The sequence below is a fragment of the Neorhizobium galegae genome (genome assembly GCF_017877135.1).
In the GTDB taxonomy this organism is placed as follows: domain Bacteria; phylum Pseudomonadota; class Alphaproteobacteria; order Rhizobiales; family Rhizobiaceae; genus Neorhizobium; species Neorhizobium galegae_A.
In genome coordinates, this window is the sequence record NZ_JAGIPH010000001.1 from 1,310,728 (window position 1) to 1,333,521 (window position 22,794).

Below are 22,794 nucleotides of genomic sequence, written 5' to 3' on the forward strand. Positions count from 1 at the left end.
TGAGAAGGCTTTGGCACGGCTCGGCTGATCCTCGTGCCGGACGCTCCTCAGACCAGGTGAACGATGGCCCGCGCCTTTCTTTTCGTCCTCGATTCCTTCGGCATCGGTGGCGCCCCCGATGCAGAACACTATAATGACCTCGGTGCCAATACGCTCGGCCATATCGCCGAATTCTGCGCAGCGGGCGCTGCCGATCGCGCCGGCCTGCGCAAGGGGCCGTTGAGGCTTCCCAACATGTCGGCACTCGGCCTCGTCCACGTGGCACAGCTTGCAAGCGGCGATTGGCCGGCGGGCATGGCCGTTCCCGAGCGGGTGTTTGGCCTGCACGGTGCGGCAAGCGAAGTCTCGCGCGGCAAGGACACGCCTTCCGGCCACTGGGAAATCGCCGGAACCCCGGTGATGTTCGACTGGGGGTATTTTCCCGCCGAAGGCGACGCCTTTTCGCCGGAACTGGTGGAGGCGATCTGCCAGGCGGCCGACCTTCCCGGCATTCTGGGCAATTGCCATGCCTCAGGCACGGATATCATCGCCGCCCACGGCGAAGAACATATCCGTACCGGAAAACCCATCTTCTACACCTCGACCGATTCCGTCTTCCAGATTGCCGCCCACGAGACCCATTTCGGGCTGGAGCGGCTGATTGCACTTTGCCAGATCGTGCGCCGGCTGATCGACCCCTTGAACATCGGCCGCGTCATTGCCCGACCCTTTGTCGGGGAAACGGTCGACACTTTCGAGCGCACCGGCAACCGGCGGGATTTTTCCGTTCTGCCGCCGGAGCCGACGCTGCTCGACCGGCTGGTGGAGGCCGGCCGCACGGTGCATGCGGTGGGCAAGATCGGCGATATCTTTGCCCATCAGGGCGTGTCGCGCGTTCTGAAGGGCAATGGCAACATGGCGCTGATGGATACAACGCTTGCCGCGATCGAAGAGGCAGCCGACGGCGATCTCGTCTTCACCAATTTTGTCGATTTCGACATGCTCTACGGCCATCGCCGCGATGTGGCGGGCTATGCGGCAGCGCTCGAAGCCTTTGACCGGCGGCTGGTCGACGTGCACCGGCGCATGAAGCCGGGCGACCTGATGCTGCTCACCGCCGACCACGGCTGCGACCCGACCTGGCGCGGCACCGACCACACCCGCGAACGCGTGCCGATCCTGACCTATGGCCCGGGCATGCCCGCCGGCGCGATCGGCATCCGCAACACCTTTGCCGATATCGGCGAGACGGTGGCCGCCCATCTCGGCATCGCCCCCGGCGCCCACGGACGGAGTTTTCTGTGACGGATCATCTTCTGAAAGCTGAAATCCACTGCCACATCGAAGGGGCGGCCCCGCCGGCTCTTGCGCTCCGCCAAGCGGAAAAATACGGCGTCGATCCGAACGGTTTCATGGCTGGCGACAGCTATGCCTGGACGGACTTTGCCGCCTTCATCCAGGCTTATGACAAGGTGGCGGCGCTGTTTCGCACGCAGGAAGACTATGCGCTGCTGACGGAAAGCTATCTCACCGAACTTGCCGCCATCCAAACGATCTACAGCGAGATCATCGTCTCGCCCGACCATGGCGACCGCATTGGCCTTGGCGCCGACGCCTATCTTGCCGGCATTACCGACGGCATTTGGGCGGCGAAGGAAAAGACCGGCATCGAGGCCCGCATCATCGTGACCGGCGAGCGCCATTTCGGCCCCGACCGGGTGATTGCTGCTGCCGAGTATGCGGCCCGCAGCAGAAATCCGCTGGTAACGGGCTTCAACATGGCCGGCGAGGAGCGCATGGGGCGCGTGGCCGATTATGCCCGCGCCTTCGACATTGCCCGCGATGCAGGCCTTGGCCTTACCATCCATGCCGGCGAAGTCTGCGGCGCCTTTTCCGTCACCGATGCGCTTGATCTCGTCAAACCGGCGCGCATCGGCCATGGCGTGCGCGCCATCGAGGATGAGGCGCTTGTGGCGCGGCTTGCCGAGATGGGCGTGGTGCTGGAAGTCTGCCCCGGCTCCAACATTGCCCTGTCGGTCTATCCCGATTTTGACAGCCATCCCTTGCGAAAGCTGTTCGAAGCCGGCGTGCGTGTCTGCATCAATTCCGACGACCCGCCCTTCTTCCGCACCTCGCTGAAGCGGGAATACGAGATCGCGCGCGGCGTGATGGGTTTCAGCGAGGCCGAGATCAACCGGATGACGCGCACGGCCCTGGAATGCGCCTTCGTGGACGAGGAAACCCGGCAGGTGCTTCTGGCGCGTTTTGATGCGACAGCCGAGACCGCTGGGGATGATGCCGCAAACCGGGCTTGAACGCTTGCGGTCTTTCCGGTTTCCGTGGAAGAAAGAATGAAACGATCAAGAAGAAGAGCGAAGGCAGGTTCTCATGGACGGCGTTACAGTCATCAATCATCCGCTGGTGCAGCACAAGCTCACCATCATGCGTCGCAAGGAAACCTCGACCTCGAGTTTTCGCCGCCTGCTGCGCGAAATCTCGACGCTCCTCTGCTATGAGGTGACGCGCGATCTAGAGCTGACGATGGAAACCATCGAGACGCCGCTGACGGAAATGCAGTCGCCGATCCTTGAAGGCAAGAAGCTGGTCTTCGCCTCCATCCTGCGCGCCGGAAACGGCCTTCTGGAAGGCATGCTGGAACTGGTGCCGGCCGCCCGTGTCGCCCATGTCGGCGTCTACCGCGACCATGAAACGCTGCAGGCGGTCGAATATTACTTCAAGGCCCCGGACGCCCTGTCGGAACGCCTCGTCATCGTGGTCGACCCGATGCTGGCGACAGGCAATTCCTCGATTGCCGCCATTGAAAAGCTGAAGGAACGCGGCGCAAAGAACCTGCGCTTCCTCTGCCTGCTGGCGGCGCCCGAAGGCATCAAGAACTTTCAGGCGGCCCATCCGGATGTACCGATCTTCACCGCCTCCATCGACAGCCACTTGAACGAGAAGGGCTATATCATGCCCGGCCTCGGCGATGCCGGCGACCGCATGTACGGCACCAAGTAAGATTTTCGACTGCTGTCGAATGCCAAAGCCCGGGGCCACCACCTCGGGCTTTTTCATGTGTCGCCTACCTCATCCGACCGTTTCCAGCACCACGGGGCGCAAATCTGGGGGCGCATCGCCAATCGTGTAGAGCAGGCGCACCGCATCCTGGGCGCGGGCCGCCGAAGCCGCGTCTGCGGCATGAACAAACGCGATCGGCTCGCCCTTCGCAACCGCTGACCCGAGCGGCAAGAGGTTTGAAAAGCCGACGCGGTGATCGAGCACGTCCGACGGCGTCTTTCGCCCGCCGCCAAGATCGACCACGGCAAGGCCAAGCCCGCGCGTATCGCAGCTTTCCAGATAGCCGGAGCGTTCGGCCGGAACCGCAACGATCACCGGGGCCTTGGCAAGATAGGCCTCGGATCGCTCGACGAAATCGGCCGGGCCGCCAAGCGCATGCACCATGCGGCCAAACATATCGAGCGCGCGGCCACTGGAAAGCGCCTCGCGGGCGGCGAGACGGGCTTCATCGCGGTCAGCAGCGACCCCTGCCCGCACCAGCATCTCGACGGCAAAGGCAAGCGTCACCTCTTCAAGCCGCGTGCCGGATTTTTTCCCCTTGAGGAAATCCAGGCAATTGACGATCTCAAGGGCATTGCCGGCGGCATCCGCCAGGGGCTCGCTCATATCGGTCAACAGTGCAGAGGTTCTGACGCCGGCACCGTTTGCCACCTCGACCATGGCTTGAGCAAGCGCGCGGGCATCCTCCACCTTCTGCATGAAGGCGCCATTGCCGAATTTCACATCGAGCACCAGCGTCTCAAGGCCGGCCGCAAGCTTCTTCGAGAGGATGGAGGCGGTAATCAGCGGCAGGGAATCGACCGTCGCGGTCACGTCGCGCACGGCATAAAGCCGCTTGTCGGCCGGGGCGAGATCGCCGGTCTGGCCAACTATGGCGCATCCGACCGTATCGATGACACGGCGAAACAAAGCTTCATCCGCCATGACCGTGTAGCCGGGAATGGCCTCCAGCTTGTCGAGCGTGCCGCCCGTATGGCCAAGGCCGCGGCCCGAAATCATCGGCACGGCAAGGCCACAGGCAGCCACGATCGGGGCGAGCATCAGCGAGACATTGTCGCCGACGCCGCCGGTCGAATGCTTGTCGGCAATCGGCTTTCCGACGCCGCGCCACGAGAGCACATCGCCGCTGTCGCGCATGGCAAGAGTCAGTGCCACGGTTTCATGCCGCGTCATGCCACGAAAGAAGGTCGCCATGGCAAAGGCAGCGACCTGCCCCTCGGAAATGGTTTCCACCGTGAGCGCTTCGATGAAGGCGCGGATTTCGCCCTCGCTCAGCACCTCTCCGTCACGCTTGCGCCGGATGATTTCCTGCGGGATCACGCGATCAGTATCCGGCAGCCGTGCGCTGCGAGGGAGCGCCGGCGATGACGCCCAAAATGTCGTCCAGAAGACTCGATGCGCCGAAGCGGAAGGTGGAGGGCATCAGCCAGTTGGCGCCCATGATGGTTTCAGCCAGCCGCAGGTAAAGGTCTGCATCCGAGACGGTGGAAATCCCGCCGGCGGGCTTGAAGCCGACCTTCTTGCGGCTGTCGCGGATCGCCTGCAGCATGATGTCTGCGGCCTCGAGCGTCGCATTGACGGCAACCTTGCCGGTGGACGTCTTGATGAAATCGGCCCCGGCTGCAATGGCAAGCTCGGAGGCCTGACGGATCTTGCCGCTGTCGCGGATCTCGCCCGTTTCCAGAATGACCTTCAGGCAGGCTTTCGGGCAGGCGGCGCGCACGGCCTTGACCATCTCGGTCACGGCGGCGTCATCGCCGGCGAGATAGGCCTTGTAGGGAATGACGAGATCGATTTCGTCGGCACCGTCGGCCATCGCCTGTTCGGTTTCGACCACGACCTCTGCCACCGGCAGATCACCGGAGGGGAAATTGACGACGGTTGCGATGCGCACCGGATGGCCGGCGCCGAGGATGGCGCGCGCCTCGCCCACGAAGCGCGGCCAGATGCAGATGGCGGCCGCATGACCGTTCGGCGTCTGCGCACGCGCGCACAGATGCTGGATGGCGGCGGAATCGCAATCGTCACGCAGGTTGGTCAGGTCGAGCAGGGACAGGGCGAAGGTCGCGATTTCGCGCGGGCTCAGCAGTTCCATGGCAGTGTCTCCCGGCTGTGTCGGAATGGGCATAGTTATCCTTCAATCGATTAGACGCAAGTCGTGAGAGCAGGATCACACCGTGCCGCCGCTCAAGCTTCTCATTTCATTGGGAGTTCAACCGAGCATTTCCTGGGCAAACAGGTCGCGCAGAATGGCGGCAAGCCGAAGACCGCCCTTTGGCGCCATCTCCTTGGTTTCGGAATGGCTGAGTTCCGAGCCCGTCATGCCGGCACCGTAATTGGTGATGACGGAACAGGCGGCAACCTTCAGCCCCGCATAGCGGGCCAGGATGACCTCCGGCACGGTGGACATGCCGACCGCATCGGCGCCCAGGATGCGCGCCATGCGCACTTCCGCCGGCGTTTCGAAGCTTGGGCCGGAAAACCACATGTAGACGCCCTCGTAAAGCGGCGTTGCGGTGCGGATGGCGGCGTTGCGGATGGCCAGCGACAGAGCCGCATCATAGGCGCTGGTCATGCCGACAAACCGCCGGTCGCCGCTTTCGCCGATCAGCGGGTTCATGCCGGAATAATTGATGTGGTCGCTGATCTGCATGACCGAACCCGGGGGCATGTCCTGCCGCAGCGAGCCGGCCGAATTGGTGAGGATCAGCGACTGCACGCCGATGCCCTGCAGCACCTCAATGGGAAAGCGCATGGCGGAGGCATCGCCATGCTCGTAGTAATGGGCGCGCCCCGACAGCATGATGACCGGATGGCGGCCAAGCCGGCCCGCCACCAGTTCGCCGGCATGGCCGGTGACGCCGCTTGCCGGAAAGCCCGGCAACTCGCCATAGGAAATGCGGATGGGATCGGCCACCTCGGTTACCAGCGAGCCGAGGCCGGAGCCGAGAACGATGGCATGGCGCGGCATCAGCCCATCGAGGCGATCGACCAGATGATCGATGACCGACTTCATCCGAGCACATCCGTCTTGAACGAGAAGGGCAGAAGCTCCTCCATCGTCATGGTCTTTTGAACGCCCACCTCGTCGCAGAGATAGATGCGGGTGTCCGGGCCGGCAAACTCGGCGATCTTCTGGCGGCAGCCGCCGCAGGGCGGGCAGCAGGCGAGCTTTTCGGCAATCACCGCCATTTCGACGATCTTCGTCGCTCCGCCCATGACCATCGCGCCGATGGCCGTCGGTTCGGCGCACCAGCCTTGCGGAAAGGAGAGGTTCTCGATGTTGGCGCCGAGATAGATCTTTCCGTCATCGGCACGGATGGCCGCACCCACAGGAAACTTCGAATAGGGCGCATAGGCGCGTGCCATGGCAGCGCGGGCTGCCTCGAACAGGTCGTGCGACATGGGTCTACCGCTCCTTCGTATAGGGCACGCCACCGGCCTTTGGCGGATGGGCAATGCCGATAAAGCCGGCCAGTAGGATGCAGGTCAGCACATAGGGCAGCGCCTGGAAGATCTGCACCGGCACTTCTCCGATGCCAGGCACCGCCTTGCCCTGCATGAAATTGGCAAAGGCATCGAGGAAACCGAAGAGCAGGCAGGCAAACATCACCGGCACCGGCTTCCACTTGGCGAAGATGAGGGCGGCGAGCGCAATATAGCCCTTGCCGGCCGACATGTCCTTGATGAAGGCCGCCGACTGGGCAATCGACAGATAGGCACCGGAAAAGCCGCAGAGGAAACCCGCAACGATGACCGCGCGGTAACGCAGGAAGGTGACGGAAATGCCGGCCGTATCGACGGCACCGGGATTTTCACCGACGGCGCGCAGACGAAGACCGAAGCGCGTGCGAAACAGCACCCACCAGGAGAGCGGCACGGCGGCAAAGGCGAGATAAGTGAGGATGTTGTTGCCGGAGATCACGTTGACATACAACGGCCCGAGATAGGGCACGTCGCGCATCAGATCGACACCCGGCAGCGTGATCGGCGAAAAGCGGGCATCGCCGGCAAGCTGCGGCGTGCGTCCACCCTGGCTGAACCAGGCCTGGCCCAGCACAATGGTGAGGCCCGCTGCCACGAAATTGAGCGCCACGCCCGACACGATCTGGTTGCCGCGATTGGTGATCGAGGCAAAGCCGTGGATCAGCGAGAAGATGATGGAGACGGCAATGCCGCCTAAAAGCCCGAGCCAGGGATTGCCGGTGACATAGGCCAGGCAGGCAGACGCAAAGGCGGCGGCCAGCATCTTGCCTTCGAGCCCGATGTCGAAAATGCCGGCACGCTCGGAAAACAGGCCGGCAAGGGCGGTAAACAGCAGCGGGATCGACAGGCGGATGGTCGAGCCCAGAATGCTGACGAGGATATCGAAATAGTCCATGCCGTCCTCCTTAAGCCCGCTTGAAGCGTTGGTAGAGGTGAACCATGGTCGGGCGGAACATGTATTCCAGCGCACCGGCAAACAGGATCACCAGGCCCTGGATGACGACGATCATCTCGCGGGTGATATTGGGCATTTCGAAGGAAAGATCGGCGCCTCCCTGGTAAAGGATGCCGAACAGAAGCGCCGCCAGAATGATGCCGACCGGGTGGCTTCGTCCCATCAGCGACACGGCAATGCCGACAAAGCCGGCGCCGCCGACAAATTCCACCTGCAGGCGCGCCGAGGCCCCCATGACCGGGTTCAGCGCCATCATGCCGGCAAGGCCGCCCGAGATCAGCATGGCGATGATGACCGTGCGCGCATAGGGAATGCCGGCATAGACGGCCGCAGACGGGCTGATGCCGAGCGTGCGCATTTCATAGCCGAGCTTGGAGCGCCAGATCAGAAGCCAGACAAGGAAGCACATGACAAGCGCAATGAGGAAGGAGACGTTGAACGGAGCAGGACCGAGCTTCAGCCCGAACCAGGCCATCAGCCAGTCGAGCTTCGGCAACTGCCCGCCCGGCAGGAAGGTGCGCGTTTCCGGCGCCATCTTGCCCGGCACGATGAAGACGTTGACCAGCAGGTAGACCATCAGCGCTGCGCCGATGAAGTTGAACATGATGGTGGTGATGACGACATGGCTGCCGCGTTTTGCCTGCAGCCAGGCGGGGATGAAGGCCCAGGCCGCACCGAAGATGGCCGCACCGATGACGGCAAACGGCATCGTCACATACCAGGGCACGTAGCGATCGAGCGTCAGGGCAACGAGGGCCGCACCGAGCCCGCCGATATAGGCCTGGCCTTCCGCGCCGATATTGAACAAGCCGGCATGGAAGGCGACGGCGACCGAGAGCCCGGTGAAGATGAAGCTGGTCGTATAAAACAGCGTGAAGCCGATCGCATCGCCGCGTCCGAGCGCGCCTTCGATCAGAAGTTTCAGCGCCTCGACGGGATTTTCACCGATCCACCAGACGACGAGGCCGGAAATCAGAAAGGCCACAAGCAGGTTCAACAGCGGCATCAGGCCGTAGGTGATCCAGTTGGGCAAGGGTACGGATGCGGTACTCATGAACGGTTCGTCCTCATGCGGCGATGCCTGCCATCATCAGGCCGAGCGTCTGTTCGCCCGCCTCCGCGGTCTTTTCGCCGACCACCTTGCCGGCAAACATCACGAGGATACGGTCCGACAGCGAACGGATCTCGTCGAGTTCGACGGAGACGACCAGGATCGCCTTGCCGGCATCGCGCATTTCCACGATCCGGCGGTGAATGAATTCAATGGCGCCGATATCGACGCCGCGCGTCGGCTGGCCGATGATGAGCGCCTTCGGATCGCGCTCGATCTCGCGGGCAACCACGATCTTCTGCTGGTTGCCGCCAGAGAAATTGGCGGTCTTCAGCCGCGGGTTCGGCGGGCGGATATCGTATTTCTCGATCTTTTCGGCCGCTTCCGCGCGGATCGCCTTCAGATCCAGCAGGCCGCCTTTGCCATAGCGCGGATCGCGGTGATAGCCGAGAACGGCGTTTTCATATTCCTCGAACTTCAGCACGAGGCCCATGTGATGGCGGTCTTCCGGAATATGCGCAAGGCCGAGCGCGCGAAGCCGCGCGGGATCGGCCCCGGCAATCGGTTGCCCATCGAGCAGGATTTCTCCGGAGGCGGGCTTGCGGATGCCGGCAATCGCCTCGAGAAGCTCGGACTGGCCGTTTCCGGCCACGCCGGCAATGCCGACAATCTCGCCCTCGCGCACCTCGAACGAGACGTCATCAACCATGGTGACGCCACGGCTGTCCTTGACGGTGAGGTTCTTCACCGACATCAGCACCTTACCGGGCCGTGGCTCGCCCTTTTCGACGCGCAGGAGAACGCGGCGGCCGACCATCAGCTCGGCCAGCTCCTCGACCGTCGTCTCGGCGGTCTTGCGGGTTGCCACCATCTCGCCGCGGCGCATGACGGATACATCATCGGTGATCGCCATGATCTCGCGCAGCTTGTGGGTGATGAGGATCACCGTCTTGCCCTGATCGCGCAGCACTTTCAGCACCTTAAACAGGTGGTCGGCTTCCGCCGGCGTCAGAACGCCCGTCGGTTCGTCGAGGATCAGGATATCGGCGCTGCGATAAAGCGCCTTCAGGATTTCCACCCGCTGCTGCTTGCCCACCGGCAGGTCTTCGATCACCGCATCCGGATCGACATCCAGCCCGTAATCGGTTTCCAGGCGCTTCAATTCCTTGCGCGCACCGGCAACGCCCTTGGCGAGCAACTGCCCGCCTTCAGCGCCGAGCATGATGTTTTCCAGCACGGTGAAATTTTCCACCAGCATGAAATGCTGATGGACCATGCCGATACCGGCTGCAATCGCCGCCTGGCTGTCACGGATGGTCAGCGGCTTGCCATCGATGCGGATCTCGCCGCGATCGGCCTGGTAAAAGCCGTAGAGAATGGACATGAGCGTCGATTTCCCGGCACCGTTTTCCCCGATGATGCCGTGGATCGTTCCCTTTTCCACCTTCAGATTGATGTTCTTGTTGGCATGAACGGTACCGAAACTCTTGTCGATACCCACCAGTTCGATGGCAGGATGCTGGCTCACACGCCTTTGCCTTTCCTTTTCCGGACGCCGGACATGAAGAGGGCGTATGACGGATACCGCCATACGCCCTCTCGTCGTTTCATTACATCGGGCAGGTGTTGTCCGACATGTAATCGTGAACCTTGACGGCACCCGAGACGATGTCAGCCTTGGCCTTTTCGACGGCGGCCTTCATTTCCGGCGTCACCAGCTTGGCGTTGTTGTCGTCGAGCGCATAGGCAACGCCGTCTTCCTTGACGCCGTTCACCTGGATGCCGCCCGTGAACTTGCCGCCAGCGGTGTCCTTGTAGGCGTTGTAGACGGCCAGATCGACGCGCTTGACCATCGAGGTCAGCACCGAGCCGGGATGCAGGTGGTTCTGGTTGCTGTCGACGCCGATCGAAAGCTTCTTGTTGTCGGCGGCGGTCTGCAGCACGCCAAGGCCGGTGGCGCCGGCTGCCGCGTATACGACGTCAGCACCCTGGTCGATCTGGTTCTTGGTGAGTTCACCGCCGCGGACCGGATCGTTCCAGGCAGCGCCGGTGGTGCCGGTCATGTTCTGGAGAACGGTGATCTTGGCATTGGCAGCCTTGGCGCCCTGGGCATAGCCGCAGGCAAATTTGCGGATGAGCGGAATGTCCATGCCGCCGATGAAGCCGACCTTGCCGGACTTCGATGCCATGCCGGCCATGACGCCGACGAGATAGGAGCCTTCTTCTTCCTTGAAGACGACCGAGCGGACATTCGGCAGCTTGACGACGGAGTCAACGATGACGAACTTGGTATCCGGGAATTCCGCGGCGACCTTTTCCATCGCCGACGTCCAGGCAAAGGAAACGGCCACGACCGGGTTGAAACCCTTCGAGGCGAAGTTGCGGATGGCCTGCTCGCCCTGCGTATCGCTGGTCGGCTCGAAGTCGCGGAAGTCGGTGCCGGTTTCCTTCTTGTACTGCTCTGCGCCGTGGAAAGCCGCTTCGTTGAAGGATTTGTCGAACTTGCCGCCGGTGCCATAGACCAAGGCCGGCTTGATATCGGCGCCGAGCGCCGTGGTCGAAAGCGCCGCCATGGCGATCAGAGTCAAAAGGGTTTTCTTCATCGTGCAGCCCTGTTTTTGATAGTCATAATGGGTCCCCCCGCACGGCCCCCGAAGGGGCATGTCTGCGGTTGCCAGTATCGTTTGGTTATGTCTGGCTAGCGCTTATCCTTGCATGGCTTGCAGCGAAATTCATCAGAAATTTTTCGTTTGGTCAAAAACGAAAAAACTGCTGAAGACTTATACAAGAACGCCGCGGATCTGCTCAGATCCGCGGCGTCGTGCTGTCCAAATGATCAAGTTCAGCGTTCGATGGGGCAACTGACGCCCGTCCCGCGCAGGCCGCAATAGCCGCCGGGGTTCTTGGCCAGATACTGCTGATGGTAATCCTCGGCGTAGAAGAACTCCGCCGCGGGCGCAATTTCGGTGGTGATCGCCGCCTTGTGCCCGGCTGCGGTCAACGCCGCCTGGAAGGCATCGCGCGCCGCCTTTGCTGCCGCAAGCTGTTCGGGCGTCGTCGTATAGAGCGCCGAGCGGTAGGTGGTGCCGATATCATTGCCCTGGCGCATGCCCTGGGTCGGGTCGTGTTCTTCGAAGAAGGTCTTCAGCAGGGCCTCGAAGCTCACCACGGCCGGATCATAGACCACCTTTACCATTTCCGCATGGCCGGTGAGGCCCGTCGTCGTTTCGTGGTAGGTGGGGTTGGGCGTCAAGCCACCCTGATAGCCGACGGCGGTCACCCAGACGCCGGGGATCTTCCAGAACAGCCGCTCGGCACCCCAGAAGCACCCCATGCCGAAATAGGCCACATGCAGGTGATCGGGATACGGCCCCTTCAGCGGGCGTGCGTTGACGAAATGGTGTTCTGCGGTCGCAAGCGGCTCAGCGCGCCCCGGCAGCGCCGCATCCGGCGCCGGCATGACCGTCTTCTTGTTGAACATGTCGATCAGAAACATCCATGCCTCCTTAAAGCCCGGCCGGTTGAAGAGCACCCTGTCCGCCTCATGCGGACGAGGCTCCAAGCGTCGCCCGCCGATAACCGATCATCCACAACAGCAGGGACAGTGCGAGAAAAATCGCAAAGGCCGGCTGCTGGATGATGACGGCAAGGCCGCTCTGCCAGGCTTGCGGGTGAATATAGTGATTGATCCAGGCTTCCACCAGAGTAAGCGACCCCGGATCGACCGCAACCCAATCCGCCTCGAGGCTGGTGAGCACCACGGAGGAGGACGAGACCGACAGCACGGCATCGACCGTGCCGGCAGCGATGGCCAGAACCAGCGCCAGAAGACTGAGAAAGCGGAAGAAGAAAGCCATACGCGTTCCCTCGTTTGGCAAGTAAGGCGCTTGTGGCGAGAAATCTAGGGCGGCCGAACCGGCTTTGCAACGCGCACCGCCGAGTGATGGACGCTCGCGACGGAAATGCACGGACGGTGCTTTCGATTGCAACGGCAAAGGTACCGGCAGCGGGCGTGACGTCCGCATCGATCACCCTTCAGGCCTTGTGCGTGACCCCTCCTGCCTCAGCCAGGGCCAGTGCATCAGAAAGACGCCGTTTTCCCTGCAGCGGACACAGCATCCGGGGACAGGTCACAAATCTTTCAGATTCCGGTTGCCACCTTGAAATTCATCGGTATATATCCGCCCCGACCGCTGCTTCGCCCGATCTTGCAAAGCAGCCCTTGGATCAAGGACAGGTGGCCGAGTGGTTGAAGGCGCACGCCTGGAACGCGTGTATACGTGAAAGCGTATCGAGGGTTCGAATCCCTCTCTGTCCGCCATCCCCCTCCTCCTCCACTCGTCAGAATGATCCGTCCGCCAGCGTCTCGCGTCTTGCCTGCGATGCGGCGCGTGTTTTTGCGCCGTATCCAGATGTCTCGCACAAGGCTCGCAGATCAGTGCCCGAGCGTGCGCTCCAGAACCGAGAGCCAGTTGCGATGGGCGATGCGCTCGATGGCATCGCGGTCGAAACCGCGGGATTCAAGGGCGGCAATGAGGCGCGGCAGGCCGCTTGCGTCAACCAGTTCCTCCGGCACGGTCGTTCCGTCGAAATCGGAACCGAGGCCGACATGGTCGATGCCGATGCGATCGGCGATGTAGGCGACATGATCGACGATGCGTTCAACCGGTGTCTGCGGGTTCTTCACCCCGTCGTCGCGCAGAAACAGCACGCCGAAATTGATGCCGACGAGGCCGCCGGTGTCGCGGATGGAGTCAAGCTGGCGATCGGTGAGATTGCGGCTGTGCGAGCAAAGCGCATGGGCGTTGGAATGGGAGGCAACGAGCGGCGCCTGGGAGAGCGCGGCGATATCCCAAAATCCCTTCTCGTTCATGTGCGACAGGTCGATCAGGATGTTGAGCGCATTGCAGGCGCGGATGAGGTCCTTGCCGACCTCCGTGAGGCCCGGCCCGATATCCGGCGAGGAGGGAAAGCGGAAGGGCACGCCATGGGCAAAAATGTTCGGCCGGCTCCAGACGGGCCCAAGGCTGCGAAGGCCCGCCTGGTGGAGCACATAAAGCGCATCGAGATTGTCCCCGACGGCTTCCAGGCCTTCGATATGGAGCACGGCGGCAAAGGCGCCCTTGTCCATCGAGGAACGGATATCGGCGGCCGAACGGCAGACCGATACGGCACCGTTCGAGCGGGCTTCGAGATCAAACAGCAGCCGCGCCATGGCCATCGTGTCATTGAGGGCCTGCGGCTGGGCGGGGGCCACGAAATCACCATTGGCATCCGGGCGCATGGTAGGCGAGGACACATAGACGGCGCAGAGGCCGCCCGCCAGGCCGCCCGCACGGGCGCGCGGCAGGTCGATATGGCCGCCTGCCTCACCCTCCAGGAAGCCGCCGACGGCATCGGCCTGGCCGGGGCGATACATCCGCGACAGCACATCGTTGTGGCCGTCGAATACGGGAACGGGGGAGAAAGGCATCATGATAATGTCTCGATGTTGGATGCGGGAACTGCCGACAGAGGTAGGCGTGCGAGGCGCCCGCGGCAATCGTTAAACCGCATCCCGGATCATCCTTCCTCCGATCAGGTGTCTCAATCTGTCTAAGATTTGCGCGACGGGACGGCATGTCACCTGCTGCGAGCGCCCGTTCAATCCGAAAAGTCGGACAATCTCGCCGGCGTCGCCCAATCTGCCCATTATTTCGGCTGAGGGGCCTTGCATTCGGGGGGAAAAGGCCATTGGCTAGGTGAACGGCAACACGTGCGAGATCCGGTGTCGAAGATCCGGGAAGTATCATAGGCAAAATGAAAGACGATGTGTTCCAGATCAAGATCTGGGGAGCACGGGGCAGCATCCCCGTCTCGGGCAAGGAGTTTGAAAAGTACGGCGGCAACACGCCGTGTATTGAAGTGCACTGTGGCCCCCACCGGTTGATCTTCGACGCCGGGTCGGGCATCCACAATGCGGGCCTTGCAATGCTTGGCGACGGCACCTCCCAGGTCGACCTGTTCTTCACGCACTGTCATTACGATCACATCATCGGCCTGCCCTTCTTCAAGCCGATCTACCACCCCGCAATCGTGGTCAACCTGTGGTCCGGCCATCTGGCGGGCCGGATGACGACGGCCGAGATGGTCCGGCAATTCGTCAGCCCGCCCTATTTTCCGGTCAATCTCGACATCTGCAAGGCACGGCTGAATTTCTTCGATTTTCACGCCGGCGATGTTTTGACGCCGCGGCCGGGCATTTCAATCCGCACCTTCACGCTCAACCATCCAGGCGGCTGCATCGGCTATCGTGTCGAATGGGCAGGCCGGTCGCTGGCCCTGGTCTTCGACATCGAGCACCAGCCGGGCGTGCTCGACGAGACGGCGCTGAAACTGATGGAAGGGGCGGATCTTGCCGTCTATGACAGCGCCTTTACCGAAGCCGAGATGGAGCGCTACCGCGGCTTTGGCCATTCCACCTGGGAACAGGGCGTGAAACTTGCAAAGGCCGCCGGCATCGGAAAGCTCATTCTGTTTCATCACTCGCCCTCGCGCACCGATGATGAAATGGGCCTGATCGAGCGTCTGGCGCAGGAGGAATTCCCCGCTTGTCTTGCCGCCCGCGACGGCATGGTAATCGACCTCTGATCCCTCTTTCCCTCAAGCGTCGGGGCAACGATTTTTTGAAGGAACGGTCACGGCCACTCGGCCAACGCAAGAGGCCTGCCGTCACCACGGTGATTTACAGACCGCGCTAAAACTGCGATCCATTGTTTTTGAAGACTTTACAAAGCATCGGATGCCATGGCTTCGGACGTGAAAGAGAGCCTGTTTTCGCCACGCCGGATCCGCATGGCGCGCCTTGCCTCCGGGCTGGTGATCTTCCTGTTCATGATCATGCACATGAGCAACCACACGGTGGGCCTCATTTCCGTCAATGCCGCAGACGATGCGCGTCGCATCTTCCTCTCGGTCTGGCGCAATCCGGTGGGATCGGCGCTGCTCTACGGCTCCTTCCTCGTTCACATCGCGCTGGTGTTGCAGTCGATTTACCGGCGGCGCAGTTTCATCATGCCGAAATCGGAAGCCGCGCAGATCATTTTCGGGCTGATGATCCCGCTTCTGATCATCGACCACATCGTGGGCACGCGCATTGCGTCGAGCCTGTTTCGCCTGCGCGACAACTACGAAAGCCTGGTCCACATCATGTGGACGACATCGCCCTTTGATGGGTTGCGCCAGTCGGTCGCCATCGTGGTCGTCTGGCTGCATGGCTGCATCGGCATCCATTTCTGGCTGCGCTCCCGCCTCTGGTATCGAAACGCCACGCCATTTCTGCTGACGGTTGCCATTCTTCTGCCGACGCTCGCCTTGCTGGGTTTTGCCCAGATGGGCCGCAATATCGCAAGCCCGGCCTTCATGCTGAGCGGTTTTCCCGGCGGCTATTATGATCCGACGGTCCTGTCCTCCTCGGCACAGGAGACGCTAAACAAGATAAGGATCGCGCTTTATGCCGGCTTCGGGTTGTCGCTGGCCGCAGCGCTTGGCCTTCGCGGCCTGCGCTGGCTGCGCGAGCGCGCGCATCTCGTCACCATAAGGTATCCGAACGGCCAGATCATCAGCGTGCCGCGTGGCTTTACCGTTCTGGAAGCAAGCCGCATGGCCGGCAAACCGCATTATTCGGCCTGCGGCGGCAAGGGGCGCTGTTCCACCTGCCGCGTGCAGGTGATCGAGGGCGAGGAGGCGCTGCCGCCGGCGGAACCGCTAGAGCAGCGAACGCTGATCCGCATCAAGGCCGGCCCCGGCGTTCGGCTTGCCTGCCAGTTGCGCCCGAAGACCGATGTGACGCTTGCCCCGATCCTGATGGCGATGCCGGAAACGGACACCGAGGGAAACAATTACGAAGCCATGCCCGGGCGCGAGCAGGAGATTACCGTTCTCTTCTGCGACATCCGCAATTTTACCGCCCGAACCGAAACCCGGCTGCCCTTCGACATCGTCTTCCTGCTCAACCGCTATTTCGCCGTGGTCGGCCGTGCCGTCGAGGAGGCGGGCGGGCGCATGGACAAGTTCATCGGCGATGGCGCCATGGCTCTCTTCGGCGTCTCCGGCGATGCGCAATTGTCCGGACGCCAGGCGCTCGAGGCCGCAGCAAAGATCATGATCGGCATCGAGGAGTTGAACCGGACGCTGGCCGAAGAACTGAGCATGCCGCTGAGGCTCGCCATCGGCATTCACACCGGGCCTGCCGTCGTCGGCACGCTTGGCTACGGCACCGTGCGCAATCTGACGGCCATCGGCGATACGGTGAATGTCGCAAGCCGGCTTGAAAGCGTGGCCAAGGAGTTTGACGCAACCCTGGTGATTTCCGAGCCGGTGGCGCGACTTGCCGGGCTTGACCTTGCGCGACACACCGCACGCGAAGTTCCGATCCGCGGCCGGGCCCTTCCCTTGCGCGTCTTCGTGCTGGATGAAAGCGTGGCCGAGGACCTCAAACAAGCCTTGCCCCCGGCAGAAGCGCAGGTGCAGAGTTAATGCCACAGGCCCGGATGCGCCGGGATACGTGCCATGCTACGGTCACGCCATGACAGACGCTTTCTACCAGTCGCTGCCGATCTTCACCCGGTTCGAAGGGGTGGCGGACGCGCGCAATTACCAGCCGCTGCCGCAGGACTGGGTTCTGGCGGTTGCCGATATTGTCGGCTCCACCAAGGCGATCGCAGAGGGCCGCTACAAGCAGGTCAACATGGCCGGCGCCAGCGTCATCTCCGCCGTTCTCAATGCCCTTGGCCATGAGGATTATCCGTTCAGCTTCGGCGGCGATGGCGCGATGGTCGCACTTCCCGCACACCATGCCGAAGCCGCCCGGGCAGCCCTTGCCGCCGTTCGCGCCTGGGCCGGGCGCGAGCTTGCCCTCGACATGCGGGTGGCACTGGTTCCGATCGCCGATATCCGCCAGGCGGGCCTGGATGTGGCTGTGGCACGCTTTGCCGCAAGCCCGCTCGTCTCCTATGCGATGTTTACCGGCGGCGGTGCAAGCTGGGCCGAGCGGCAGATGAAGGCGGGCCGCTATACCATCGAGGCCAAGACTGAGGCGCCGCCTGACCTCACCGGCCTTTCCTGCCGCTGGAGCCCGATGCAGGCGCATAACGGCGAGATCGTCTCGATTATCGCCCAGCCGACCTCACCGGCCACCATGGCTCAGTTCGAAGCGCTCGTGTCGGCCATCATCCAGGTGACGGCCGAACAGAGCCGAAACGGCCATCCGGTTCCCGAAGAGGGACCGCAGCTTGCCTTTTCGACGGACGGCATCAAAGCAGAAACCTTAGCCTTTGCGCCCAGGCAGCGGCTTTTACAGTCGTTGCGCATCCGTCTGCTGGTTGCGCTGACCGCTCTCCTCCATCGGCTGAACATTCCGCTTGGGCGTTTCGACACGCGACGCTACACGCGCGACGTCGCCGCCAACTCAGATTTTCGAAAGTTCGATGACGGACTGAAAATGACGGTGGACGTGGACGAGCCGCACCGCCTGCGCATCGAAAAACTGTTGGCCGAGGCCGAGGAAACGGGCGTGTGCCGCTATGGTATCCACCGACAGGACAGCGCGCTGATGACCTGTTTCGTGCTGAGCCCGATGACGCGCAATCATATGCATTTTGTCGATGGCGGCGGCGGTGGCTATGCTATTGCCGCAAGCAAGCTCTCCGGCAAACGAAGTACCGATCCCGTGTGATGATCAAGGATTGTGGCCTCGCGGCTTACACCCTAAAAACAAAATCGGGCGCGGCCCTTGCAAGACTGTCGCATTGCACCGATCTCTCATAGAGCCGGGCATTGGCACGACGGTGTGTGCCCGCACGACAAGATCATCGCCAGCCAGTGGTCCATGCCCCGTTCCAGCGGGTCTGGAGCCACCCTCAAGCCGACGGTAAAGGGCAGGAACACCTTGCCCTTCGACCACGAACGGGCGCCCATCGGACGCCATCCATACGATAGGGCTCCACATGACGACCGCTTCTGGACAGGTATCCTCCATCCTGATGGATAAGGTGGCAGACTGGCTGACGCAGGCAGCGCTTTCCGGCAGCACGCTGGAAAATATCGTGCGGGGCCTGTGCGACCGCATTGCCGGAGCCGGCCTGCCGATTGCGCGCGTTCACCTGTCCTTTGCCATGCTGCATCCGCTTTATGATGCACTGGGCTTTACATGGCGGCCGAAGGATGGCCTCACCGTGGAAGGCTATCGCCACGATGTCGGCAATCCCGAAGTGTTTCTGCGCAGTCCCTATTACCAGTTGCTGGCGCGCAATCTTGACCACATGCGCCGGCGCATTCCAGCAGAAGGCCCGGTGGAATTTCCGGTGTTCGAGGACCTGCAGCGGGAAAAGATCACCGATTACATCGCCTTCATGCAGCCCTTCGGCGAACATACGGTTCAGGGCATGATGGGGTCCTGGTCCACCGATGCGCCGAGCGGCTTCAGCGACGACATGATCGCAGCGCTCCTGCGCATCCAGAACTATCTGGCCGTGGCGGCCAAGATGGCCGTGCTCGACAAGCTTGCCAACAACATGCTGACCACCTATCTCGGCGGCGATGCCGGCAAGCGGGTTCTGAACGGCCAGATCCGCCGGGGCGATGGCGAAACGATCCGCGCAGCCCTTGTCGTGGGCGACATGCGCCAGTCCACCATCTTTGCCGAAAAGGAAGGCCGCCAGGCCTATATCGACACGCTGAACGAGTTCTTCGACGCGATCGCCTCCCCGTTCAACCGCGATGGTGGACAGATCCTGAGCTTTCTCGGCGACGGCTTTCTGGCGGTCTATCCGTGCGACCGCCACCGCGATCCCTCGCGCGACGCCTGCCGCGCCGCCATGGTGGCGGTCAACCATGCGCAGGCGAGACTGTCTGCCCTTAACGCGCGGCGGGCGGCAAAGAGCCTGCCGAGCATCGGGTACGGCATCGGCCTGCATGTCGGCAATGTGATGTTCGGCAATGTCGGCCTGCAGGAGCGCCTGACGTTTTCGGCCTTCGGCTCGGCCGTCAACGAGGCGGTGCGCCTGCAATCGCTGACCAAGAAATACGGCTCCAACGTCGTCGCAAGCCAGGCATTCGTCGGCTATAGCGGCGGCGAATGGGACAAGCTGGGCGAGGAAAAGCTGCGCGGCGTGCGCCAGCGGGTGACGCTCCTGCGGCCAAGACCGCGCCCCGACGAGGCCCTGGTGGACGAAACGCTGGCCGACATCGAACGCAAGGCGCTGTCGGAGGCCGAGCGCCTGATCCTGTTGCACCGGGATGCAACGGGCATTGCCGTCAAGCGCCGCACGGTGCCTCTCCTCGACAAGCTGTTGCAATAAGGGCAACACCCTCCGGCAATCGCCAGAACGACGCTTTTTTGCAAGGTCATTGCCGCTCCCGTCCATTACATTGGATCATGCGTATTGCGTAATGGTAAGCTCGACGTGACGCCATCCGGCGCCGAACGGGCATGTGTTCGCAAGGGCAGCGGATTTCGCGGGGGATAATGGAAAAAAGTCTGGCGCGTTACATCTGGTCCAACACCTATCCGCAGCAGGTGTGGATCCTGCTGGTGGTTGCGGCTTCGATGGTTCCCTACTTCCTCGCCTTCGACCTGCCCAAGCGCATCGTCAATGGCCCGATCCAGGGTCAGGGGTTTGAAGATCCGGACGCCACGCAGCATTTCATGGCGATTGCCTTTGACCTGCCGTGGCTCGGCCATATCGAGTTCTTCGAGGGATTTCCGCTCGGCCGCGTCGGAACGCTGATGGCGCTGAGTTCCGTCTTCCTCGCCCTCGTCGTCCTCAACGGCCTGTTCAAGTTCTATATCAACACCTACAAGGGCCGGCTTGGGGAGCGCATGCTGCGGCGCATCCGCTTCAGCCTCGTCGATCGGGTGCTGCGCTTTCCGCCGATGCATTTCAAGCGGGTCAAATCGGCCGAAATCGCAACCATGATCAAGGACGAGGTGGAGCCGCTCGGCGGCTTTACCGGCGATGCCTTCGTGCAGCCGGCGCTTCTCGGCGGCCAGGCGCTGACGGCGCTCGGCTTCATCATCCTGCAGAATTTCTGGCTCGGCATGATTGCCGCGGCCATCGTTGCCCTGCAGGCGCTGATCATTCCGCGCATGCGCAGACGGCTGCTGGAACTGGGGCGCCAGCGCCAGATCACCGCGCGCCAGCTGTCCGGCCGCGTCAGCGAGATCGTCGACGGCATTCACACCATCCGCGGCCACGACGCCTCTAACCTCGAGCGCGCCGATATTGCCGACCGCCTCGGCACGATCTTCTTCATCCGCTACGACCTTTACCAGTGGAAGTTCATGGTAAAGTTCATCAACAATTTCCTCGCGCAGGTGACACCCTTCCTGTTTTACGCGATCGGCGGCTATCTGGCGCTGCAGGGCCGTCTGGACATCGGCCAGCTGATTGCCGTGATCAGCGCCTACAAGGATCTGCCGGGGCCGCTTAAGGAGCTGATTGACTGGGACCAGGCGCGCCAGGACGTGCAGGTGAAATATGCCCAGGTGGTGGAGCAGTTCGACGTGGAAACGCTGGTCGGGCCGCACATCCAGACGCTGGTGACGACGCCCGTCGAAAGATTGTCGGACGCGCTGGTGGTGAGCAATCTCGTGCTGAGCGACGATAGCGGCGCCCCCCTCATCAACCGCCTGTCGCTGGAGATTGCGCCGGACGAGACGGTGGCCATTGTCGGGCGCAGCAACAGCGGCGCCGAGGCGCTGGCCGAAGCCTTCGGTCGCATTCTCTGGCCAACCTCCGGGCACATTTCCATCGGCGGCCGGGATATTCTCGACCTGCCGGAAAGCGTGACCGGGCGGCGCATCTCCTTCGTCTCCTCGGAAACCTATTTCTTTCACGCCACGCTGCGCGACAACCTGCTCTACGGGCTGAAGCACGCGCCGCTGAAGACGATCGAATACGGCGGCAAGCACCAGCGTAAGTACAAGCGCAATCTCCTGGAGGCGCAACGTTCCGGCAATCCGGCGCTTGATCTCAACAGCGACTGGATCGACTACCGCTCGGCCGGTGCGAGCGGTCCCGACGATCTCCTGAAGGTCATCCGGCCGGTGCTCGATGCGGTGATGATTTCGCAGGACATTTTTGATCTGGCGCTGCGCTCACAGGTGGATGTCATGGCCCATCATGCCCTGACCGACCGGATCATCGAGATCCGCCAGGCCATGCGGCGCAGGCTGCGAGCCGACAATCTGGAAGACATTGTCGCGCCGTTCGAAGCGCATGCCTATAACCTGCAGGCGACGGTGGGCGAAAACCTGCTGTTCGGCACGATGCGGCAGGGCATGACCGGCCAGGCGCTGGCCGCCCACCGCTATTTCCGCAAGGTGATGGGAGAGACCGGTGTCTCGGCAGAGCTTTATCAGATGGGGCTTGCGATCGCCGAGAATGCCGTCGAGCTGTTCCGCGACCTGCCGCCGGACCACCCGTTCTTCCAGCAGTTGACCTTCATGAGCGCCGACGATATCCCGGCCTATGAGGCCCTGCTGCAGAAGCTGCAAGGCACGCCCTTCGAGGAGGCCTCCGCCAGCGACCGCACGAGCATCATCCGGCTGAGCTTTTCCTATGTCGAACCGCGCCATCGTTTCGGTCTGCTGACGGAGGCGCTGATGACGCGCATCGTCGAGGCGCGCGAGGCCTTCTATGCCAATATTCCGGCCGATCTTGCCGAGCGCATCGAGCGTCACGACGCCGAGCAGTTTACCGCCTCGGTCTCGCTGATGGACAATGTCCTGTTCGGGCGGCTGTCATTCCAGGAAGTGGACACGACCGAGCGCCTCCGCCAGACGATCCGCGACCTGTTCGAGGAACTCGGCCTTGCCGATCATGTCCTGTCGATCGGTCTCGATTTCGATGTCGGATCGCAAGGGCGGCGGCTGAACGCGGTGCAGCGGCAGAAGCTGAACCTGGCGCGCGCCCTGCTCAAGCGCTCGGATTACTTCATCTTCAACCGGCCGCTTTCGGCGCTCGATCAGCGGGCGCAGGACCGGATCGTCACCAATATCGTCAAGGACCTGCACGAGGAAGGACATCGCCCCGCCATCGTCTGGGTGCTGCCAAATGCGCAAATGGGTGAACTTTTTGGCCGGATTCTTGTTTTTGATAATGGAAATCTGGTCGAAAGCGGTTCTTTTGACGAACTTTCGGGCAAAAATGGGATGTTCAATCAACTGCTCTCATAATATCGTGTGAGTGTGGGACAGAAGGTG

19 protein-coding genes and 1 tRNA gene are annotated in these 22,794 nt (G+C 62.3%); 9 read left to right on the plus strand and 11 right to left on the minus strand.

All coding sequences use genetic code 11. The features are described 5' to 3' along the window. Nucleotides 1-63: 63 nt before the first annotated feature. The 3 genes from J2858_RS06460 to upp all read left to right on the plus strand — a co-directional run bounded on the left by J2858_RS06460 (nucleotide 64) and on the right by upp (nucleotide 2,997). Nucleotides 64-1,284 (plus strand): phosphopentomutase, encoded by a 1,221-nt coding sequence (locus J2858_RS06460; protein WP_210103873.1) that lies wholly within the window; start codon nucleotides 64-66, stop codon nucleotides 1,282-1,284. After that, a complete protein-coding gene (locus J2858_RS06465) occupies nucleotides 1,281-2,294 on the plus strand; it encodes an adenosine deaminase (protein ID WP_210103874.1) in 1,014 nt (337 codons plus the stop codon). The genes J2858_RS06460 and J2858_RS06465 overlap by 4 nt, the downstream gene beginning before the upstream one ends. Before the next feature lie 73 nt (nucleotides 2,295-2,367). Then, a complete protein-coding gene (gene upp / locus J2858_RS06470; RefSeq protein WP_210103875.1) occupies nucleotides 2,368-2,997 on the plus strand; it encodes a uracil phosphoribosyltransferase in 630 nt (209 codons plus the stop codon). Nucleotides 2,998-3,066: 69 nt separating this feature from the next. Here the strand turns inward: upp and deoA are convergent, their stop codons facing one another. The 10 genes from deoA to J2858_RS06520 all read right to left on the minus strand — a co-directional run bounded on the left by deoA (nucleotide 3,067) and on the right by J2858_RS06520 (nucleotide 12,406). Beyond that, nucleotides 3,067-4,377: a thymidine phosphorylase gene (deoA, locus tag J2858_RS06475; protein WP_210103876.1), complete on the minus strand. Its 1,311-nt coding sequence runs from the start codon at nucleotides 4,375-4,377 to the stop codon at nucleotides 3,067-3,069. A gap of 4 nt (nucleotides 4,378-4,381) precedes the next feature. Next, nucleotides 4,382-5,152, minus strand: a complete 771-nt coding sequence (gene deoC, locus J2858_RS06480) for a deoxyribose-phosphate aldolase (protein ID WP_210103877.1) — start codon at nucleotides 5,150-5,152, stop codon at nucleotides 4,382-4,384. Nucleotides 5,153-5,269: 117 nt separating this feature from the next. Then, the gene (locus J2858_RS06485) at nucleotides 5,270-6,073 is read right to left on the minus strand and encodes a purine-nucleoside phosphorylase (protein ID WP_210103878.1); all 804 of its coding nucleotides are present in this window, start codon (nucleotides 6,071-6,073) and stop codon (nucleotides 5,270-5,272) included. Beyond that, the gene (locus J2858_RS06490) at nucleotides 6,070-6,462 is read right to left on the minus strand and encodes a cytidine deaminase (RefSeq protein WP_210103879.1); all 393 of its coding nucleotides are present in this window, start codon (nucleotides 6,460-6,462) and stop codon (nucleotides 6,070-6,072) included. Before J2858_RS06490 ends, J2858_RS06485 begins: the two co-directional genes overlap by 4 nt. A 4-nt stretch (nucleotides 6,463-6,466) precedes the next feature. Beyond that, a complete protein-coding gene (locus J2858_RS06495; RefSeq protein WP_210103880.1) occupies nucleotides 6,467-7,438 on the minus strand; it encodes an ABC transporter permease in 972 nt (323 codons plus the stop codon). A 10-nt stretch (nucleotides 7,439-7,448) separates the two neighbouring features. Continuing rightward, complete coding sequence (locus J2858_RS06500) at nucleotides 7,449-8,552, minus strand: ABC transporter permease (protein ID WP_210103881.1); 1,104 nt, start codon at nucleotides 8,550-8,552, stop codon at nucleotides 7,449-7,451. Between the two features lie 13 nt (nucleotides 8,553-8,565). Continuing rightward, nucleotides 8,566-10,077: an ABC transporter ATP-binding protein gene (locus J2858_RS06505; protein ID WP_210103882.1), complete on the minus strand. Its 1,512-nt coding sequence runs from the start codon at nucleotides 10,075-10,077 to the stop codon at nucleotides 8,566-8,568. Nucleotides 10,078-10,159: 82 nt separating this feature from the next. Continuing rightward, the gene (locus J2858_RS06510) at nucleotides 10,160-11,152 is read right to left on the minus strand and encodes a BMP family lipoprotein (protein WP_210103883.1); all 993 of its coding nucleotides are present in this window, start codon (nucleotides 11,150-11,152) and stop codon (nucleotides 10,160-10,162) included. A gap of 239 nt (nucleotides 11,153-11,391) precedes the next feature. Beyond that, complete coding sequence (msrA, locus tag J2858_RS06515; RefSeq protein WP_210103884.1) at nucleotides 11,392-12,045, minus strand: peptide-methionine (S)-S-oxide reductase MsrA; 654 nt, start codon at nucleotides 12,043-12,045, stop codon at nucleotides 11,392-11,394. A 46-nt stretch (nucleotides 12,046-12,091) separates the two neighbouring features. Then, a complete protein-coding gene (locus J2858_RS06520) occupies nucleotides 12,092-12,406 on the minus strand; it encodes a hypothetical protein (protein ID WP_210103885.1) in 315 nt (104 codons plus the stop codon). Nucleotides 12,407-12,780: 374 nt separating this feature from the next. On the opposite strand from J2858_RS06520, the gene J2858_RS06525 reads away from it, so the two are divergent. Beyond that, nucleotides 12,781-12,870 (plus strand) — tRNA-Ser (locus J2858_RS06525). A 114-nt stretch (nucleotides 12,871-12,984) separates the two neighbouring features. Here J2858_RS06525 and J2858_RS06530 read toward each other — a convergent pair. Further along, on the minus strand, nucleotides 12,985-14,025 hold the full coding sequence (locus J2858_RS06530; RefSeq protein WP_210103886.1) for a dipeptidase: 1,041 nt from the start codon (nucleotides 14,023-14,025) through the stop codon (nucleotides 12,985-12,987). Between the two features lie 323 nt (nucleotides 14,026-14,348). Between J2858_RS06530 and J2858_RS06535 the strand changes: the two genes are divergently transcribed. The 5 genes from J2858_RS06535 (at nucleotide 14,349) to J2858_RS06555 (ending at nucleotide 22,767) form a co-directional block, all read left to right on the plus strand. Further along, nucleotides 14,349-15,179, plus strand: a complete 831-nt coding sequence (locus J2858_RS06535) for an MBL fold metallo-hydrolase (protein ID WP_210103887.1) — start codon at nucleotides 14,349-14,351, stop codon at nucleotides 15,177-15,179. A 156-nt stretch (nucleotides 15,180-15,335) separates the two neighbouring features. Continuing rightward, complete coding sequence (locus tag J2858_RS06540) at nucleotides 15,336-17,066, plus strand: adenylate/guanylate cyclase domain-containing protein (protein WP_210103888.1); 1,731 nt, start codon at nucleotides 15,336-15,338, stop codon at nucleotides 17,064-17,066. Nucleotides 17,067-17,115: 49 nt separating this feature from the next. After that, nucleotides 17,116-18,264, plus strand: a complete 1,149-nt coding sequence (locus J2858_RS06545; protein ID WP_210103889.1) for a DUF3095 domain-containing protein — start codon at nucleotides 17,116-17,118, stop codon at nucleotides 18,262-18,264. 271 nt (nucleotides 18,265-18,535) lie between these two features. Next, entirely contained in the window at nucleotides 18,536-19,888 is a 1,353-nt protein-coding gene (locus J2858_RS06550) for an adenylate/guanylate cyclase domain-containing protein (RefSeq protein ID WP_210103890.1), read from the plus strand. 167 nt (nucleotides 19,889-20,055) lie between these two features. After that, entirely contained in the window at nucleotides 20,056-22,767 is a 2,712-nt protein-coding gene (locus J2858_RS06555; RefSeq protein ID WP_210103891.1) for an ABC transporter transmembrane domain-containing protein, read from the plus strand. Nucleotides 22,768-22,794: the final 27 nt, after the last annotated feature.

Excerpts from the sequence above, each read along its gene's own strand:
- J2858_RS06460 (WP_210103873.1), top strand. The coding sequence starts at position 64 with ATGGCCCGCGCCTTTCTTTTCGTCCTCGATTCCTTCGGCATCGGTGGC.
- upp (WP_210103875.1), top strand. The coding sequence starts at position 2,368 with ATGGACGGCGTTACAGTCATCAATCATCCGCTGGTGCAGCACAAGCTC.
- deoC (WP_210103877.1), bottom strand. The coding sequence starts at position 5,152 with ATGGAACTGCTGAGCCCGCGCGAAATCGCGACCTTCGCCCTGTCCCTG.
- J2858_RS06485 (WP_210103878.1), bottom strand. The coding sequence starts at position 6,073 with ATGAAGTCGGTCATCGATCATCTGGTCGATCGCCTCGATGGGCTGATG.
- J2858_RS06490 (WP_210103879.1), bottom strand. The coding sequence starts at position 6,462 with ATGTCGCACGACCTGTTCGAGGCAGCCCGCGCTGCCATGGCACGCGCC.
- J2858_RS06495 (WP_210103880.1), bottom strand. The coding sequence starts at position 7,438 with ATGGACTATTTCGATATCCTCGTCAGCATTCTGGGCTCGACCATCCGC.
- J2858_RS06500 (WP_210103881.1), bottom strand. The coding sequence starts at position 8,552 with ATGAGTACCGCATCCGTACCCTTGCCCAACTGGATCACCTACGGCCTG.
- J2858_RS06510 (WP_210103883.1), bottom strand. The coding sequence starts at position 11,152 with ATGAAGAAAACCCTTTTGACTCTGATCGCCATGGCGGCGCTTTCGACC.
- msrA (WP_210103884.1), bottom strand. The coding sequence starts at position 12,045 with ATGTTTCTGATCGACATGTTCAACAAGAAGACGGTCATGCCGGCGCCG.
- J2858_RS06520 (WP_210103885.1), bottom strand. The coding sequence starts at position 12,406 with ATGGCTTTCTTCTTCCGCTTTCTCAGTCTTCTGGCGCTGGTTCTGGCC.
- J2858_RS06530 (WP_210103886.1), bottom strand. The coding sequence starts at position 14,025 with ATGATGCCTTTCTCCCCCGTTCCCGTATTCGACGGCCACAACGATGTG.
- J2858_RS06535 (WP_210103887.1), top strand. The coding sequence starts at position 14,349 with ATGAAAGACGATGTGTTCCAGATCAAGATCTGGGGAGCACGGGGCAGC.
- J2858_RS06540 (WP_210103888.1), top strand. The coding sequence starts at position 15,336 with ATGGCTTCGGACGTGAAAGAGAGCCTGTTTTCGCCACGCCGGATCCGC.
- J2858_RS06545 (WP_210103889.1), top strand. The coding sequence starts at position 17,116 with ATGACAGACGCTTTCTACCAGTCGCTGCCGATCTTCACCCGGTTCGAA.
- J2858_RS06550 (WP_210103890.1), top strand. The coding sequence starts at position 18,536 with ATGACGACCGCTTCTGGACAGGTATCCTCCATCCTGATGGATAAGGTG.
- J2858_RS06555 (WP_210103891.1), top strand. The coding sequence starts at position 20,056 with ATGGAAAAAAGTCTGGCGCGTTACATCTGGTCCAACACCTATCCGCAG.